This window comes from Streptomyces sp. NPDC001728, assembly GCF_040297565.1.
In the GTDB taxonomy this organism is placed as follows: Bacteria; Actinomycetota; Actinomycetes; order Streptomycetales; family Streptomycetaceae; genus Streptomyces.
This window is the reverse complement of record NZ_JBEOZK010000023.1, coordinates 26,696-42,472: the sequence shown is the minus strand read 5'-3', so window position 1 is coordinate 42,472 and position 15,777 is coordinate 26,696. Positions and strand designations below refer to the sequence as shown.

12 protein-coding genes and 1 pseudogene are annotated in these 15,777 nt (G+C 72.8%); 9 read left to right on the top strand and 4 right to left on the bottom strand.

The window, feature by feature from the left end; genetic code table 11:
* Positions 1 to 436: 436 nt before the first annotated feature.
* Positions 437 to 652, top strand: a complete 216-nt coding sequence (locus tag ABT154_RS28170; protein WP_332436654.1) for a DUF6243 family protein — start codon at positions 437 to 439, stop codon at positions 650 to 652.
* Positions 653 to 695: 43 nt separating this feature from the next.
* Here the strand turns inward: ABT154_RS28170 and ABT154_RS28165 are convergent, their stop codons facing one another.
* The 3 genes from ABT154_RS28165 to ABT154_RS28155 form a co-directional block, all read right to left on the bottom strand.
* Positions 696 to 2,042 carry a diacylglycerol/lipid kinase family protein gene (locus ABT154_RS28165; RefSeq protein WP_351860332.1) on the bottom strand — a complete coding sequence of 449 codons (1,347 nt, stop codon included), beginning with the start codon at positions 2,040 to 2,042 and terminating at the stop codon, positions 696 to 698.
* A 346-nt stretch (positions 2,043 to 2,388) separates the two neighbouring features.
* On the bottom strand, positions 2,389 to 3,735 hold the full coding sequence (gene gdhA / locus ABT154_RS28160; RefSeq protein WP_351860330.1) for an NADP-specific glutamate dehydrogenase: 1,347 nt from the start codon (positions 3,733 to 3,735) through the stop codon (positions 2,389 to 2,391).
* Between the two features lie 199 nt (positions 3,736 to 3,934).
* Complete coding sequence (locus tag ABT154_RS28155) at positions 3,935 to 5,218, bottom strand: NAD(P)/FAD-dependent oxidoreductase (RefSeq protein WP_351860329.1); 1,284 nt, start codon at positions 5,216 to 5,218, stop codon at positions 3,935 to 3,937.
* Positions 5,219 to 5,477: 259 nt separating this feature from the next.
* On the opposite strand from ABT154_RS28155, the gene ABT154_RS28150 reads away from it, so the two are divergent.
* Complete coding sequence (locus ABT154_RS28150) at positions 5,478 to 5,717, top strand: hypothetical protein (protein ID WP_351860327.1); 240 nt, start codon at positions 5,478 to 5,480, stop codon at positions 5,715 to 5,717.
* On the opposite strand, the gene ABT154_RS28145 is transcribed toward ABT154_RS28150, so the two are convergent.
* The gene (locus ABT154_RS28145; RefSeq protein WP_351860325.1) at positions 5,700 to 6,959 is read right to left on the bottom strand and encodes an erythromycin esterase family protein; all 1,260 of its coding nucleotides are present in this window, start codon (positions 6,957 to 6,959) and stop codon (positions 5,700 to 5,702) included. The two genes, ABT154_RS28150 and ABT154_RS28145, sit on opposite strands and share 18 nt — an antisense overlap.
* 59 nt (positions 6,960 to 7,018) lie before the next feature.
* Between ABT154_RS28145 and ABT154_RS28140 the strand changes: the two genes are divergently transcribed.
* From ABT154_RS28140 to ABT154_RS28110, 7 genes and pseudogenes are all read left to right on the top strand, one after another.
* The gene (locus tag ABT154_RS28140) at positions 7,019 to 7,786 is read left to right on the top strand and encodes a TioE family transcriptional regulator (protein ID WP_351860323.1); all 768 of its coding nucleotides are present in this window, start codon (positions 7,019 to 7,021) and stop codon (positions 7,784 to 7,786) included.
* A gap of 277 nt (positions 7,787 to 8,063) precedes the next feature.
* The gene (gene modA, locus ABT154_RS28135; protein ID WP_351860321.1) at positions 8,064 to 8,891 is read left to right on the top strand and encodes a molybdate ABC transporter substrate-binding protein; all 828 of its coding nucleotides are present in this window, start codon (positions 8,064 to 8,066) and stop codon (positions 8,889 to 8,891) included.
* A gap of 174 nt (positions 8,892 to 9,065) precedes the next feature.
* Positions 9,066 to 11,051, top strand: coding sequence for an ABC transporter permease (locus ABT154_RS28130; RefSeq protein WP_351860319.1), 1,986 nt, complete (start codon positions 9,066 to 9,068; stop codon positions 11,049 to 11,051).
* 256 nt (positions 11,052 to 11,307) lie between these two features.
* The gene (locus tag ABT154_RS28125) at positions 11,308 to 12,507 is read left to right on the top strand and encodes a serine hydrolase domain-containing protein (protein WP_502969602.1); all 1,200 of its coding nucleotides are present in this window, start codon (positions 11,308 to 11,310) and stop codon (positions 12,505 to 12,507) included.
* Between the two features lie 198 nt (positions 12,508 to 12,705).
* Positions 12,706 to 14,874 carry an RNA polymerase recycling motor ATPase HelR gene (helR, locus tag ABT154_RS28120; RefSeq protein ID WP_351860316.1) on the top strand — a complete coding sequence of 723 codons (2,169 nt, stop codon included), beginning with the start codon at positions 12,706 to 12,708 and terminating at the stop codon, positions 14,872 to 14,874.
* Positions 14,875 to 15,120: 246 nt separating this feature from the next.
* Positions 15,121 to 15,399 (top strand): hypothetical protein, encoded by a 279-nt coding sequence (locus tag ABT154_RS28115; RefSeq protein ID WP_351860314.1) that lies wholly within the window; start codon positions 15,121 to 15,123, stop codon positions 15,397 to 15,399.
* An 80-nt stretch (positions 15,400 to 15,479) separates the two neighbouring features.
* Positions 15,480 to 15,623 (top strand): annotated as a pseudogene (locus ABT154_RS28110) (molybdopterin-dependent oxidoreductase); the annotation flags it as partial.
* Positions 15,624 to 15,777: the final 154 nt, after the last annotated feature.

The window sequence follows — 15,777 nt, the reverse complement described above, 5'->3', positions numbered from 1 at the left end:
CACGGCCCAGCGCATGCGCTCGCTGCGCCCGGACATGGACGCGCGGCTCCTCACGGAGATCGAGGAGACCTTCGCCGCGTGGTGGGAGACGATCCGTGAGGCCGCCGACGCCGACGGCGACGGACGGAGCACCCGCGAGGAGTTCGTCGCGGCCTCCCAGCGGGGTCTGGACAAGGGCCCGGCCTACGTCGACAAGATGATCAAGGTTTCGGAGGTCACCTTCCGCGCGGCCGACGAGGAGGGCGACGGCCGGCTCACCCCGGTCCAGGTCGAGCGGATCTACCGGGCCTTCGGCGTGGACGGGATCCCTCAGCGCGGAGACTCGCCGCGGGCCGGCCGGCGCCGGGGTGGTGATGAGCTTGGCGCCCGGGGCCGGCGGAAGCGGGTAACGTCCGGTGAATCCGTAAATCACTTCACATCACCACCGGGAGAACCCGTGACCGACAGCAAGAACATCAACAACCCCGTGGGCCAGGGCGGCGGCCCGCGCAAGAAGCTCTCCCGCGCCGAACGGCAGAACAACGGTCCGCACCGCAACCGCGACCGCCAGGGTGCCGCCGACCAGAAGGCGGAGCTGGTGCGCAAGATGCGCGAGAAGGTGCACGCGGCCGAGGGCGCCGAGCAGGCGGACGAGGACACCGCAGCCGGCTGACGGACCCCTGCACGGGGCGGCACCACACGGGCCAGCGAGCCGGTCACCCCGTCTCCTCCACACCGCCGAAGGCCAGGGCGAAGATCCGGCGCCATCTCACCGGCGGTACGGCCACGGGGACGCCCGGACGGTCGCGGGGCACCAGCACCCGCAGGGCCCCCGGGCGCAGGGTGCACACCACCGGAGTGGGCATCCGCAGGGCCTCGCCGTCGACCGCCACCGGGATCTCGGCCTTCTCGGCGGTCACCTCGACCCGCTGTGCGCTCATGACGGTCAGCCCCGTGGACTGCGAGCCCCGTACCGCCAGGTCGGCCGCCTGAGCCGCGTCCTCCACCCGGATGCCGAGCACGCCCAGCTCGCCGTCGTCGAGGCTGGACCGGCGGCCCGAGCCGCTGAGTTCGTCGGGTGAGACATACGGGTTGTTGCTGATCAGCAGCGCCTGCTGGGAGGAGAGCGCGGTGTCGTCGACCCGCGCGTCGAGCCGTCCCACCCCGTCGCCGAGCAGCAGGTCCGGCATCAGGGCCAGCGCCGTGCCCGTCTTGTCGTCGCGGTACTCCGGGTGCTGGACGACATCGGCGTACACCCCGAAGGACACCGTGTTCACGAACGCCCGGCCGGACACGTCGCCGAGGTCGATCCGCAGTTCCTCGCCGTCGGTCAGCGCGTCCAGACAGCGGGAGGGGTCGGAGCGGTCGAGGCCCAGGTCCATGGCGAAGTGGTTACGGGTACCGGCGGAGACCACCAGGAACGGCAGGTCGTGCTCGGCGGCGACCGCCGCGACCAGCGCCTGCGTACCGTCGCCGCCCGCGACCCCCAGCAGGTCCGCGCCCCCGGCCACCGCCTCCCTGGCCAGCTCGGCGACGTCTGCGGGGGCGTCCGGGTCGAGCAGGATCACCCGCGCGCCGAGACCCACCGCCCGTTCCACCAGATGGAAGCGGCCGACCTTCCCTCCCCCGGACTTCGGATTCATGATCAGGACCGGTCGTCCCGGCGGGGCCGCGGGGGTCGCCCGCGACGCCTTATCCGGTCGCGATCTGCGCAGCGCCGCCCGTGCGCAGAACAGCGCCACGGCCCAGCACAGACACAGGAACACCGCCGTCAGCCACAGACCCTTGTAGGTGAAGAGCACCACGACGGCGGCCGGGGCCGCCGCCGCGACGAGCGCCCCGAACAGCCGCACGGCCCCTCGGTGCGCCACGAACCACCACACACCCGCGGCGCAGGCGACGAGCCCGAGGAGTCCGGTCCCGACGACCAGCAGCCCGCCCCTCCCCACCGCCAGTACGAGCGCGAGCAGCGAACCGACCACCGCGAGCAGGGCGAGACGCGCGAGCAGTCGCGCGGCCCCACTGCCGTCGGAATCCGCCGCGCGCGTACCGCCCCTGCCCATGGCGTCCTCTCCCTCTCACCGGCGGCGCCCGGACACGAGCCCCGCCCGAGCGCGGGCATCACCCGGATGCGAACCCCGCCCGGGACACCAGCCTGCACACTCCTGGGCGCGGCGGCATCCCGGTGGGGCCGTGGGTATGACACGGATGGCCGGATCGGCGGAGGGAGGGAGGGAAGGAAGGGAGGGAGGGAGGGAGGGAGGGAGGGGACGAAGAGGGATGGATCGGATCGGATCGAATCTACGGAGGGAGGGAAGTGTGGGCGGACGGGCCGGCGCGCGCCGCGCCGGAGCCCTCGCCCCTCGACCCTCGCCCCTCGCCCCGCGCTCCTCGCTCCTCGCTCCTCGCTCAGATGACGCCCTGCGCCGCCATCGCCTCCGCGACCCGCAGGAAACCGGCCACGTTCGCGCCGAGCACGTAGTCGTCCGCGTTGCCGCCGTACGCCTCCGCCGTCGCCCGGCAGTCGGTGTGGACATCGCGCATGACGGCGGAGAGGCGCGCCTCGGTCTGCTCGAAGGTCCAGCTGTCGCGCGCCGCGTTCTGCTGCATCTCCAGGCCTGAGGTGGCCACGCCGCCCGCGTTCGCGGCCTTCCCGGGGCCGAAGAGGACGCCCGCCTCGCGGAACAGCTCCACCGCCTCGGGGGTACAGGGCATGTTCGCGCCCTCGGCGACGGCGCGGACCCCGTTCTTGACCAGGGCCACGGCGTCCTCGCGGCGGACCTCGTTCTGGGTCGCGCAGGGCAGTGCGATGTCGCACGGCACGTCGTAGACCGTGCCCCGGTCCGAGAAGCGCGCGCTCGGCTTCGCCTCGGCGTAGTCGGAGATCCGGGCCCGGCGCACCTCCTTGACGTCCTTGAGCAGCTCCAGGTCGATGCCGTCCTCGTCGACGAGGTAGCCGGAGGAGTCGCTGCACGCGACCACGCGACCGCCCAGGGCGTGGACCTTCTCCACGGCGTACACGGCCACGTTCCCCGAACCGGAGACGACCACCCGGCGCCCGTCGAATCCCTCCCCGCGTATGGCGAGCATCTCCTGCGCGAAGTACACCGCGCCGTACCCGGTGGCCTCGGTGCGCACGTGCGAGCCGCCCCAGCCCACCGCCTTGCCGGTGAGGACGCCGGCCTCGTAGCGGTTGGTGATCCGTTTGTACTGGCCGAAGAGGTAGCCGATCTCGCGCCCGCCCACGCCGATGTCACCGGCCGGAACGTCGGTGTGCTCGCCCAGGTGACGGTAGAGCTCGGTCATGAAGGACTGGCAGAACCGCATGACCTCGCCGTCCGAGCGGCCCTTGGGGTCGAAGTCGGAGCCGCCCTTGCCGCCGCCGATCGCCATCCCGGTCAGCGCGTTCTTGAAGATCTGCTCGAAGCCGAGGAACTTCACGATGCCGAGGTTGACGCTCGGGTGGAAGCGGAGGCCGCCCTTGTACGGGCCGAGGGCGCTGCTGAACTCCACCCGGAAGCCCCGGTTGACCCGTACCTTGCCCTGGTCGTCCACCCATGGGACTCGGAAGATCAGCTGCCGCTCGGGCTCGACCAGTCGTTCGAGGATGCCGGTCTCGGCGTACTCGGGGTGCCGTTCGAGGGCTGGGGCCAGGGAGTCGAGCACCTCGGCGGCTGCCTGATGGAACTCCGCCTCCCCGGGGTTACGCCGGCGGACCTCTTCGTAGACGGCCTCGATGTGTGAGCTGACGTTCATGGCGGAGTCTCGCCTTCCCTGTGTCCGATGGTTCCCTGGCTCCTGTCGCGCGATACGCGCATCTTGCCGGAGACCCGGCCCGAGCCGCCGAGGGGTCCGGCATCCGGTCCCCCACCGCCCCAGGCCGCCGTCGCCTCGGGCCGTCGTCCCCTCGGGCCCCACCGCCCCAGGCCGCCGCTCCCGGCCCCCACCTTCCCCGTCAGCGCGTCGTCGGCACGGTCGGCGCCGCCGCCCCGCGGTGCCTGATGTTGACGACCGCCGCCCTGGCCAGCGCCGCCGGGCTCAGGAAGCGCAGGGGGCCGATCAGCCGGGAGGCGAACAGATACATGTGGCGCGCCACCGCCTCGTCGCGGGCCGCCGCCGAGAACACCAGCCGCTCCATGGGGTTGAACGGGCGCCCCTTCGCGAAGTCGGCGGCCAGGTACTGGTGCGGGCGCAGCCGGCGCCGGTGCACGCGCGCGTACCGCAGGAGCGACCGGTCGAGGTCGCCGCGACCGGCCGCCGCCGGGGCGACCTCCTCCGCCAGCCAGCGCGCGGACTGCAGGGCCCATCCGCATCCCACGCCCCACAGGGGGTCGCCGGTCAGGGCGGCGTCACCGATGAGCGCGAGGCCCGGCGCGGTCGGTTCGCGGCTGAGGAGCGGGTGGTCGATCGTGCCGATGATCTTCGATACGCGCTCGGCGGCGTCGACGGGCGGTGCTTCGGGCAGGGCGCGGACGAAGTCGAGGAAGCTGCCCTCCAGGTCCTCCCGGAAGGCCGGCAGGCGCGCCTTGTCCGGGAGGACGGCGAGGACGGTCACCCCGTCGTCGTTCGGGAAGGCGTACGCCATGTCGGGTTCGAGGAACCACGTCTGGCCGATCCCACCGCGCAGCGGAAGGCCTCGGAAGTGGGCGAGATAGCCGAACCGCCCGTTCTCGTACGTCCGGGTGGGCACTCCGGCGAACTTCGCCACGGGCGAGTCCTTGCCGTCGGCGCCGACCACGAGGCGGGCCCGGATCTCCCGCTCGCCCCCGGACGTCGACGCGCGCACCCCGACCGTACGCCCCCGGGGCCCGTCCTCCCGGAGCAGCCCGGTCACCTGGTGACCGAGGAGCAGATCGACGCCGGGCGTCTCCGCCGCGCGGGACCTGATGAGCGGATCGAGGACGCTGCGCCGGATGTTGTACGCGTACGGAAGCTCGGGTCCGGTCGGCGCGGCCCTCGGTTCGATCCACCCCCAACGGGTGTACCAGCGGGCCTCGTTGCGCACGGCTCCGGCCTTCTCCAGGGCGGGCAGGAGGCCGAGTTCGTCCAGGACCGGGTGGGCGTTGGCCGTGAGGGAGTGGGTGCACAGCACCTTGTACGCGGCCGGGTCCGAGCGGCGTTCCAACAGGGCGACACGGACGCCGCGGCGGGCGAGCAGGATCGCCGCGGCGCTGCCGGCGAGGCCGGCTCCGCCGATGACGACGTCGTACTCGTCCCCCGCGGTCCCAGGCTTGGTCATGCGCTGATCTCCCCCTCGGCTTCGTGGCACCGTTCGTGAGAACGGCGTGGCGCACCAGAGCTGTCAGGAGCATGACCGATTGTCAAGGGCGGGGTCGGGTGCGGCGGGGCCGGCCGGACGGCCGTTCTTGCCGGTCGTCGGCAAGAACGGAGGCGCCCGGGTGCGCGTCAAGAACCTGTCAACGACCCGTACGGGACCCGTAAGTTCGCTGGCGGTGCGCCGGAAAGCCAGGTCGGCGCCCTGGCCCGGGGAGTACGCGGTGAACGACGACGAACCCGTCTTCGAGAAGAGCAAGTGGGGTGCGAACCGCTACTGCTACAACCCCCGCAACCCCATCGGCTTCGGCCTGATCATCGCCAGTTCGGTCTTCGCGATCCTCATGATCGTCCTGATGGAGAACCGCGCCGACCCCTTCGAGCCCTCGCCCGAGCCGACGTGGAGCCCTTCCACGTACACCTACGATTTGTTGTTCCCCACACCGTCACGGAAGCCTTCGTGAAGCCGCGACGCCGTCACCGAAGCCTTCGTGAAGCCGCGACGCGGTCAGCGGCCCGGCGTCCCTGACGAACACCAGGCCGTCCATGGTCGGCAGGTGGGCCGGGTCCAGTGGGGCGTAGCCGAACCAGGGGGATTCGCGGGGCTGGGGTCGTGCGTCGGTCAGGGTGGCGGCGAGCCGGGACGCGTCGACGACCGCGCGGTCCTCCGGGAGGGCGTACAGGAGTCCTTCGACGGTGTCCGGCGGCGGTGCGCCGACGCCCTGGTGCCGGATCGTACCGAGGGCCGTCGCCACGAAGGCGTACTCCTCACCGAGCCGCGCGTTCACCAGCGCGCCCGCGCCCCACCACTCCAGCGGCGTCCCGCCGAACCGCATGCCGCTCTTCTCCCGCTGGAGATGGGTGTTGTGACCGTGGACGAACACCGGGCCGCGGGCGACGAGGGCGAGGAGGTTGTCGGCCATCATCCGGTCGCGCAGGCCCACCAGGCGGGTCAGCCGGGCCGGGGAGTCGTCGGCCATCCATGAGTGGTAGCGCAGCAGGCCGATGGCGGTGCGCCCGTACAGGCGCGCCCGGTCCCACTCCTCCGGCGAGCTCTCCGCGATCAGATGCGGTGTTCGCTCGTCGAGCAGCGCCACCAGATCGTCGGCGAGCAGCCGCAGTTCCCCCGCCTCGGCCGACCGTCCCACGGACCGGGCCGGGTCCATCATCGCGGCGGGTTCGGTCCACCGGTCGTCGGGCCCGAGCAGACGGTCGAGGGCCTCCGCCGTACAGGGGAGCAGGTACGCGTCCACCCGGGCCGCGAGATATCCGTGGAGTGCGGTGAGGGCCTGCCGGGGAGCGGCGGCGGCGGTGATCTCCAGTGGGCCGTCGAAGCCGGCGAAGCGAAGCTTCTCGGAGGCGGGCCGGCCTTCGTTGTGGGCGCGCATCCACCGCACGAGTGCGCGGTTGGCGGGGAAGTCGCCCCAGCCGTGACTGAACCCGTTCTCCATGACCTCGTCGAGGGTGCCGGCGCCCGAGGTGACGTGGTCGTCCACGGCCAGGCCCCGCAGGCAGTCGGTCTCCAGGGCGATCGTCCGGTGGCCCTCGTGCTCGACGAGGTATCGGAACAGCTCGTTGCGGATGTCGAGGAGGGCTTCCTCGCCGTGGGTGGGCTCGCCGAGGGCGAGCAGCCGGGGCCGGGCGGGGAGCAGCCTCATGACGGCGGCTCCGTCGAAGGGAACGGAGAGGGAGGTGTCGGAAGCCATGACTTCAACCGTATCGTTGAAGCTTCGATGGAAACTTTTCCCGCGAAACGGGCGGTGTCATGGGGCAGAGCCTTCAAAACCCTCAAAGCCTTCGAAGCCCGCGCGGCGGTGCGCGGCTCAGGCCGGTGGATCTGGCTCGCGCGCACGGCCTGTCCACGCAGGCGGTCAGGAACTACGAGGAGGCCGGCATCCTCCCGGCCGCCGCCCGCACCCCCCACGGCTACCGCACCTACACACCGCTGCACGCGGGCGCCCTGCGCGCCTTCCTCGCCCTGGTGCCCGGGCACGGCCACCGAACGGCGTCGGCGATCCTGCGGGCCGTGAACGAGGGCGCGGCCGACGAGGCCTTCCGCCTCATCGACGAGAGCCACGCCCAGCTCCTCGACGACCGGCGCACCCTCCAGGCGGTGGAACGCGCCCTCCGCGACCTGGACCCCACGGCGGCCGTGTCCGCCCCGGCCGTCTCGTCCCTGTCCGGGCCCGGCGGTGTGTTCATCGGGCCGCTCGCGGCGAAGCTCGGGATCCGGCCCGCGACGCTGCGCGTCTGGGAGCGTGCCGGGCTCGTGCGCCCGCGCCGAGACCCCCGGACCGGGTACCGGGTCTACGACGAGGTTGCCGTACGGGACGCCCGGCTGATCCACCAGCTGAGACGGGGCGGCCATCTGCTGGAACAGATCGCCCCGCTGATCACCCAGGTGCGGACGGCGGGCGGGCTGGAGCCGCTGGAGGCCACCCTGCGCGACTGGCACGACCGGTTGTCCGCCCGGGGACGGTCGATGCTGACCGGGGCGGCGGAACTGGAGGCGTACCTCCGCGAACGCGCCTGAGTTCACGCCCCGCGCGCCCGGGCCCGCTCCCGACGCAGCACCGCCCGCGCCCGGCGTCACTCGCACCGTGTTCATGTGCAGGTGCAGCACCTCGCGAAGCCCGCGACGCCGTTCGTCGCTTCCTCCAAGCCCCCTCTCATTCGCCATGTAGGGTCGCACGGGTTTGTTGCAGATAAGAGCCAGACCCCCCTACCGTGTCGCACATGCCGTCCGGGGCGGTACCAGAGCAGTGACCGGACACCATCTCCCTCGCGTCCCCCAAGGAGTCACCCGCCTCATGTCCCTCGCGCTCACCCTCACCAGACGCCGCACCGCCGCCGCCGTCCTCACCGCGGCCCTCCTCGTCCCGCTCGCCGCCTGCGGCAACGACTCCGAGAAGGACACCGCGGGCTCCACCGCCCCCGGCTCCACGCCCTCCGGCTCGGCGAGCGCCGCGCCCGCCGCCGACCTGACGGTCCTCGCCGCGGCCTCCCTCACCGATGTCTTCAAGACCGCCGGTGCCGCGTACGAGAAGTCCCACCCCGGCACGAAGATCACCTTCTCCTTCGCCGGTTCCCAGGAACTCGTCGCCCAGGTCGCCCAGGGCTCGCCCGCCGACGCCCTGGTCACCGCCGACACCAAGAGCATGGACAAGGTGAAGGCCGACACCGGCACCCCGACGGTCATCGCGAGGAACCGGCTCGTCATCGCCACCGGCGAGGGCAACCCGTTCAAGGTCGACGAGCTGAAGGACCTGGCCGACACCAAGCTGAAGGTCGTCCTCGCCGCGCCCGAGGTCCCGGCCGGCAAGTACAGCAAGAAGATCCTCGACGCCCAGAAGATCACGGTGAAGGCGGTCTCCCAGGAGCCCAACGTCCGTGCCGTCCTCAGCAAGGTCGAGCTGGGTGAGGCCGACGCCGGCCTCGTCTACAGGACGGACGCCGAGAGCGCCGAGGACAAGGTCGACGCCGTCGAGATCCCCGACGCGCAGAACGCCATCGCCGAGTACCCCGCCGCCACCGTCAAGGGCTCCGAGCACGCCGAGGCCGCCGCCGCCTTCGTCGCCTGGCTGTCCTCGCCCGAGGCGCAGAAGATCCTCCAGGACGCGGGCTTCCAGAAGCCGTAACGACGGATCACCGGCCGACCGGCGGGCCGCTTGAGACGCCGCCACCTTCCCGTGGCCAGGGGGCTGCCCGTTCCGGGGGGGGGGGACGGGCAGCCCCCTCCGCCGTTCTCGCCGGACGGCCTGGTTTCCTACCTCGTGCAGGACACCGTTCCCCTACGTCTTCCAGGACACGCGATGAAACGATCAGGCGTCCGCCGTACGCCCCGAGCCCGCACGCCCGTCACCCTGGTCGTGCCCGCGCTCCTCGCCGTGGCGTTCCTGACCCTCCCCCTGATCGGCGTCCTCGTACGGACCGAATGGGACGAACTCGCCGATCACCTCACCTCGCCCGGGACCGTCGAGGCGCTCCGTCTCTCGCTCGTCGTGTCGTTCTGGGCCCTGGGACTCTCGCTGCTGCTCGGCGTCCCGCTCGCCTGGCTGCTCGCCCGTGTGCCGCTCCCCGGCAAGGCGGTCGTGCGTTCCCTCGTCCTGCTGCCGATGGTGCTGCCGCCCACGGTCGGCGGTGTGGCCCTGCTGCTCGCCTTCGGCCGGCGCGGGCTGCTGGGGCCGTGGCTGGAGGGCACCTTCGGCATCACCCTGCCGTTCCACACCTCGGGGGCCGTCCTCGCGGCCACCTTCGTCGCGATGCCCTTCCTCGTCATCAGCCTGGAGGGCGCCCTCGGCGGGCTGCGGCCCCGGTACGAGGAGACCGCCGCGTCCCTCGGCGCCCCGCCGGTGCGGGTCTTCTTCACCGTCACCCTGCCGATGGTCGCGCCCGGCCTGATCGCGGGCGCGGCCCTCACCTGGGCGCGGGCGCTCGGCGAGTTCGGCGCCACCATCACCTTCGCGGGCAATCTGCCGGGGACCACGCAGACCCTGCCCCTCCAGGTCTATCTGCTGCTCCAGGACGAGCCGGAGGCCGCGACCTCCGTCTCCCTGCTGCTGCTCGCCATCGCGATGGCCGTCCTGATCGCCCTGCGCGGACGCTGGACGGGGACCCCGGCCGACCGCCGTGCCCGCCGCCCACCGGACACGGGTGACGAACCCGGCCCGGCCGCCCCGCCGGACCTCTCTTCCACTCCCTCCCCCGAGGCGGACGAGCCGCACGGAGAACAGCCGCAGGAGAGGCAGCCGTACGAGGAACAGCACTGGGCCCTCCACGCCGACGTCACCGGCTTCACCCGGCTGGCCCTCGACGCAGGACCCGGCACCACCATCGCCGTCGTCGGCCCCAACGGCGCCGGCAAGACCACCCTCCTGCGCGCCCTCCTCGGGCTCACCCCCCGCGCCCACGCCACGCTCCGGCTCGGGGACACCGACGTCACCGACCTGCCCCCGCACCGGCGGCACGTCGCCTGGGTGCCCCAGGACGGCGCGCTCTTCCCGCACATGAGCGCCCTCGCGAACACCGCGTACGGGCTGCGCGCCCAGGGCGTCCCGCGTGCGGAGGCCCGGCGGGAGGCGGGCATCTGGCTCGACCGGCTCGGCGTGGGACATCTGGCGCACCGCCGGCCCGCACAGCTCTCCGGCGGCCAGGCCCAACGCGTCGCCCTCGCGCGGGCGCTGGCCGCGCGGCCCCGGCTGCTCGTCCTCGACGAGCCGCTCGCCGCGCTCGACCAGACGACCCGGGCGCATGTACGGCACACCCTGCGCACCCATCTCGCCGGTTTCGGCGGGGTCTGCCTCATCGTCACCCACGACCCGGTCGAGGCGGTGTCCCTGGCGCAGCGCGTCCTGGTGCTCGACGAGGGGCGCGCCCTCCAGGACGACTCACCCGCCGAGGTCACCCGGCACCCCCGGTCGCCCTGGGTCGCCCGGATGCTCGGGCGCAACGCCTGGCCGGGGACGGCGACCCCGGAGGGCCTCGCCCTCGACGGGGGCGGCACGCTCGTCGCCGCCGAGCCGCCGGCGGCCGGCACCCCGGCCCTGGCGATCGTCGCGCCCGAAGCGGTGTCGCTGCACCGTGAGCGGCCCGGCGGCAGCCCTCGTAACGTCTGGCCCGGCACCGTACGGGAGATCACGACGAGCGGCAGCAGGCTGCGGGTGCTGGTCGCCTCGGACCTGGCGCCCGATCTCGTCGCCGAGATCACCCCGCAGGCGGCGGCCGAACTCGGCCTCGCCGACGGGGTGTCCGTATGGACCAGCGTGAAGGCGACCGAGGCGACGATCGTTCCGCTGTGACCGCGTGAACGACCCCGGCGCCGTACGGAGACCGCGCGAACGACCCCGGCGCCGTACGGAGACCGCGCGAACGGCCGGGGGCGCTGGGGCGCCGGTGCGGAGGCTGGCGCCGAATGAGTGGACTCGCCGGGGAGCGGCCCTGGCAGGGGGTCTTCGTCGCGGGGTGCCGGTGGTGATGTTGCGGTCCATGACCGAGACAGTGACCCGGAAGAGGCGCTCCGCCGTGCGACGTACCCGACGTACCCCCTCCCGCAGATTGTTCGCCGCGACGCTGCTCGTGGCGTCCGTGCTCGCCCCGATGACGGCGGGCCCCGCCCTACCCGCGCAGGCCGTGCCCGCCCGCTCCGTCCACGCCGTGACCGGCGAGGGCTACGGCGAGGACGACCTCTCCACCGGCGGGTTCGGCCCGGAGCTGACCGCCCGGCTGGACCGGACGATCGAGGACGTCCGCAGGAAGGCGGGCATCCCCGGTGTCGTCGTCGGGTTGTGGATGCCCGGCAAGGGAAGGTACGTGCGTGCCACCGGCGTCGCCGACACCCGCACCGGGCAGCCGATGCCCGTCGACACCCGTATCCGGATCGGCAGCGAGACGAAGACGTTCACGGTGACCGCGCTGCTCCGGCTGGTGGACGAGGGGAAGATCCGGCTGGACGACCCGATCTCGGACTACATCCGGGGCGTCCCCAACGGCGACGACATCACACTGCGCCATCTCGCGGAGATGCGCAGCGGGTTGTTCCCGTACACCGCCGACCCCGACTTCGTCCACGATCTGCTGAGCCGGCCGGAGCGCCCGTTCAACCCGTGGGAGGCGGTCTCCTACGGGTACCGGCACGCGAACACCTTCGCTCCGGGCGCGAAGTTCCAGTACTCCAACAGCAATCTGGTGCTGCTCGGACTGGTCGTCGAGAAGGTCAGCGGCCGGCCGCTCGGCAAGTTCCTCCACGAGCGGGTGGTCCGCCCGGCCGGGCTGCGGCACACCTTCCTCCCGAAGGGCGCCGAGTTCCCCGAGCCGCACGCGCGCGGGTACACCGACCAGACGCTGACCGGGAAGGTCGCGGACGCCACGGACTGGAACCCCAGCTGGGCCTGGGCGGCCGGCGGGATGATCTCGGACCTGCGCGACCTGCGCCACTGGGCCAAGGTCCTCGCCACCGGGGAGCTGCTGAGCCCCGCGGCCCAGGCGCAGCGGCTCAAGACGCTGCCGACCGGATTCCCGGGCACCACCTACGGCCTCGGGATCCTGGAGACGAACGGGTGGATCGGGCACAACGGCTCGATCCCGGGGTACGAGACCGTGACGGTCTATCTGCCCTCGCAGAAGGCCACCCTGGTCGTCATGATCAACACGGACAGCCTCAGCCAGGGCCAGGAGCCGTCGACGCTGCTCGCCCGCGCGATCACCTCGGTCGTCACCCCGAAGAACGTCTACGCCGGCGGGATCACCCCGCGCTAGCCGGTCGGAGCCGGGCTCACGACCTCGCGACGAGGGCCAGGGCAAGGGGGAAACCCTTCTCTTGCCACTTCTAACGTATAGCGCATGGGGGGCCTTGCGGCAAGGCCCCCTTCGTACCGCAGAATCGCTGGTCTCAGCCCGGCCGGGCCCCTCCCGGCCCGGCCGCTGACCTGGCCTGCAGATACGGAGATTCACGAAGTGCATCTGATTTCGTCGGTGGACACGTCGTACGGCACCAGTGCGTTCGACCTTCCCGACCGGCTGTCCTCCAAGGCCGACCCGGCCCTGATCGCCCGCGACGAGAAGCACTTCGCGGCCGTCGAGGAGAGCCTCCGTCAGTCGATCGACGAACTGTCCGACCGGCTCGACGCCACGCGCAGGGCGCCCGGCGGCGCCGGCCGGGAGGCCATGGACCGGGACGCGGAGATCCACCGCCTCACCGGCCGCCTGCGCACCCTGCGCCGCTTCGGCCTCGATCTGTGCCTCGGGCACATCGTCGCCACGGACGACCCCGAGCCCGTGTACATCGGTCGGCTCGGGCTCACGGACAGCACCGGCCGCCGGCTGCTGCTCGACTGGCGCTCCCCCGCCGCCGAGCCCTTCTTCGCCGCGACCCACGCAGGGCCGATGGGGCTCGTCAGCCGCCGCAGGTACCGCTGGGCCGACGGCCGCGTCAACGACTACTGGGACGAGGTGTTCACCGCCGACGGCCTCGAAGGGCACGCGGCGCTCGACGACCAGTCCGCGTTCATCGCCAGTCTCGGCGGCAGCCGTTCGCCGCGCATGCGGGACGTGCTCGGCACCATCCAGGCCGACCAGGACGCCATCATCCGGGCCGGCTCGCGCGGCACGCTCGTCGTCGACGGCGGTCCCGGCACGGGCAAGACGGTGGTCGCCCTGCACCGCTCGGCCCACCTCCTCTACTCGGACCCCCGGCTCGGGCACCGCAAGGGCGGCGTGCTGTTCGTCGGACCCCACCAGCCCTATCTGGCGTACGTCGCCGACGTGCTGCCCAGCCTCGGCGAGGAGGGCGTGCAGACCTGCACCGTGCGGGACCTCGTCGCCGAGGGGGCCCGCGCGGCGGCCGAGACCGACCCCGAGGCGGTTCGGCTGAAGTCGTCAGCGGGCATGGTCCGGGCGATCGAGACGGCCGTCCGCTTCTACGAGGAGCCGCCCGCCCGGGGGATGACGGTGTCGACCGACTGGGCCGACATCCGGCTGAGCGCGGACGACTGGGCCGAGGCCTTCGACGCGCCGGAGTCCGGTACGCCGCACAACGAGGCGCGCGAGCAGATCTGGGAGGAACTGGCCAGGATCCTGCTCGCCAAGGTCGACGGCGAGATCCCCTTCCACCTGTTCCTGCGGTCCCTGCGGCAGGACGAGGAGCTGGTCAGGGAGGTGCACGGGGCGTGGCCGCTGCTGGAGGCCGCCGACCTCGTCGGGGACCTGTGGTCGGTGCCCGCGTACCTCCGCACGTGCGCCCCCTGGCTCGACCGCGAGGAGGTGGCGCTGCTCCAGCGCACGGACGCGCAGGCGTGGACGGTGTCCGACCTGCCCCTCCTCGACGCGGCGCGGCAGCGGCTCGGCGACCCCGAGGCGGCCGTACGCCGCAGGCGGCAGCAGGCCACCCTCGCGGCGGAGAGGGCCCGCATGGCCGATGTCATCGACAACGTCCTCGCGGCCGACGAGGACGGCGAGGGCGCGGTGACGATGCTGCGCGGGCAGGACCTGAAGGACAGTCTGGTCGACGAGTCGGTGGTCGCCGGGACCGAACCCGACCTGCTCGCGGGCCCGTTCGCGCACGTGGTCGTCGACGAGGCCCAGGAGCTGACGGACGCGGAGTGGCAGATGCTGCTCCTGCGCTGCCCGTCCCGCAGCTTCACCGTCGTCGGTGACCGCGCCCAGACCCGGCACGGTTTCACCGAGTCGTGGCAGGAGCGGCTCGAAAGGGTCGGGCTCGACCGGATCACCGTGGCGTCCCTGAGCATCAACTACCGGACGCCGGAAGAGGTCATGGCGGAGGCCGAGCCGGCGATCCGGGCGGCGCTCCCGGACGCGAACGTGCCGACGTCCGTGCGCAGCAGCGGCGTCCCGGTCGTCCACGGTTCGGTCGCGGAGCGCGACGGCATCCTCGACGACTGGCTGGCCTGGCACGCGGACGGGATCGCCTGTGTCATCGGTGACCCCGGCTTCCGGGGCTCGGCGCGGGTCCGCTCGCTGACGCCTTCGTTGTCGAAGGGCCTGGAGTTCGACCTGGTCGTGCTCGTCGACCCGGAGCGGTTCGGTGAGGGCATCGAGGGCGCGGTCGACCGTTATGTCGCGATGACCAGGGCGACCCGGCAGCTCGTCGTCCTCAGGAGCGCGTGAGGGCTCCGGGGTCTGACGCCGTGGGGCGAACCGGGCCCGTGCGTGGGCGCGCCACGGCGGTTCCTGCGATCAGATGACGTATCGATAGGTTCCATGACTCCTACATGCGAGCCCGTGCCCACCTCCGTTCCCCGTGACCCACGTGACCTCCGGGACGCACGTGACGCTCGTGACGCGGTCGTTCCCGGTGGGGAGTGCCCCGAGGTCGCGTCGCTGGTCACGCCGTATCTGCGGATCATCCGTTCCGTGCTGACAGCAGCCGAGGCGGAACGGTTCTTCATGCGGGCGCTCGCCGCGCACGAGGAGGAACGGCGACGGGCCGGAGCACCTCAGCTGGGGTTCAGCGCGTACCTCTGGGACGGTCTCGGCGGGACGTGGGGCGGGTCGCTGGCGCAGACCTCCGCGTGGGAGGCGATGCAGGCGATCCGCCATGTCGTCCGCAAGGCCCCCCGCGCCGACCTCGCCGCCTATCTGCACCTCGGACTGCGGCTGAGCGGCGAGAACCAGGTGCCCGTGGGCGCCTGACGGCGCACGGACGGCCGTCGGCGCCCGACCGGTCGCCGGACGGCCGTCCCCGCTCCGGAGAACTCCGTCTCCCCTCCCCCGCATCCCGCCGGGACGGGGAGGACCTCGGCCCGGGCGGCACCCAGCTCGTGGTGCCCTCCGACCGCTGCGGAGCCCGGTACGTCAGCGCGGTCACCGGCATCTGGATCGGCGCCTGCCGGGCACCGGAGCCGATGCCGGCCTGACGTCGCGACTCCCCGGGCGTACGTCGTACCCGGGCGCGCGGGGACGAAGGAGGCGCGGGGCGGGACGCGCGGGGCCCGGACGGCGCTCCGGGCGGACCCGCGCGTAGCGTGAGCTCGTAGGCTCCGTCGTCTCTCACCACTGGAGATCCGCCTG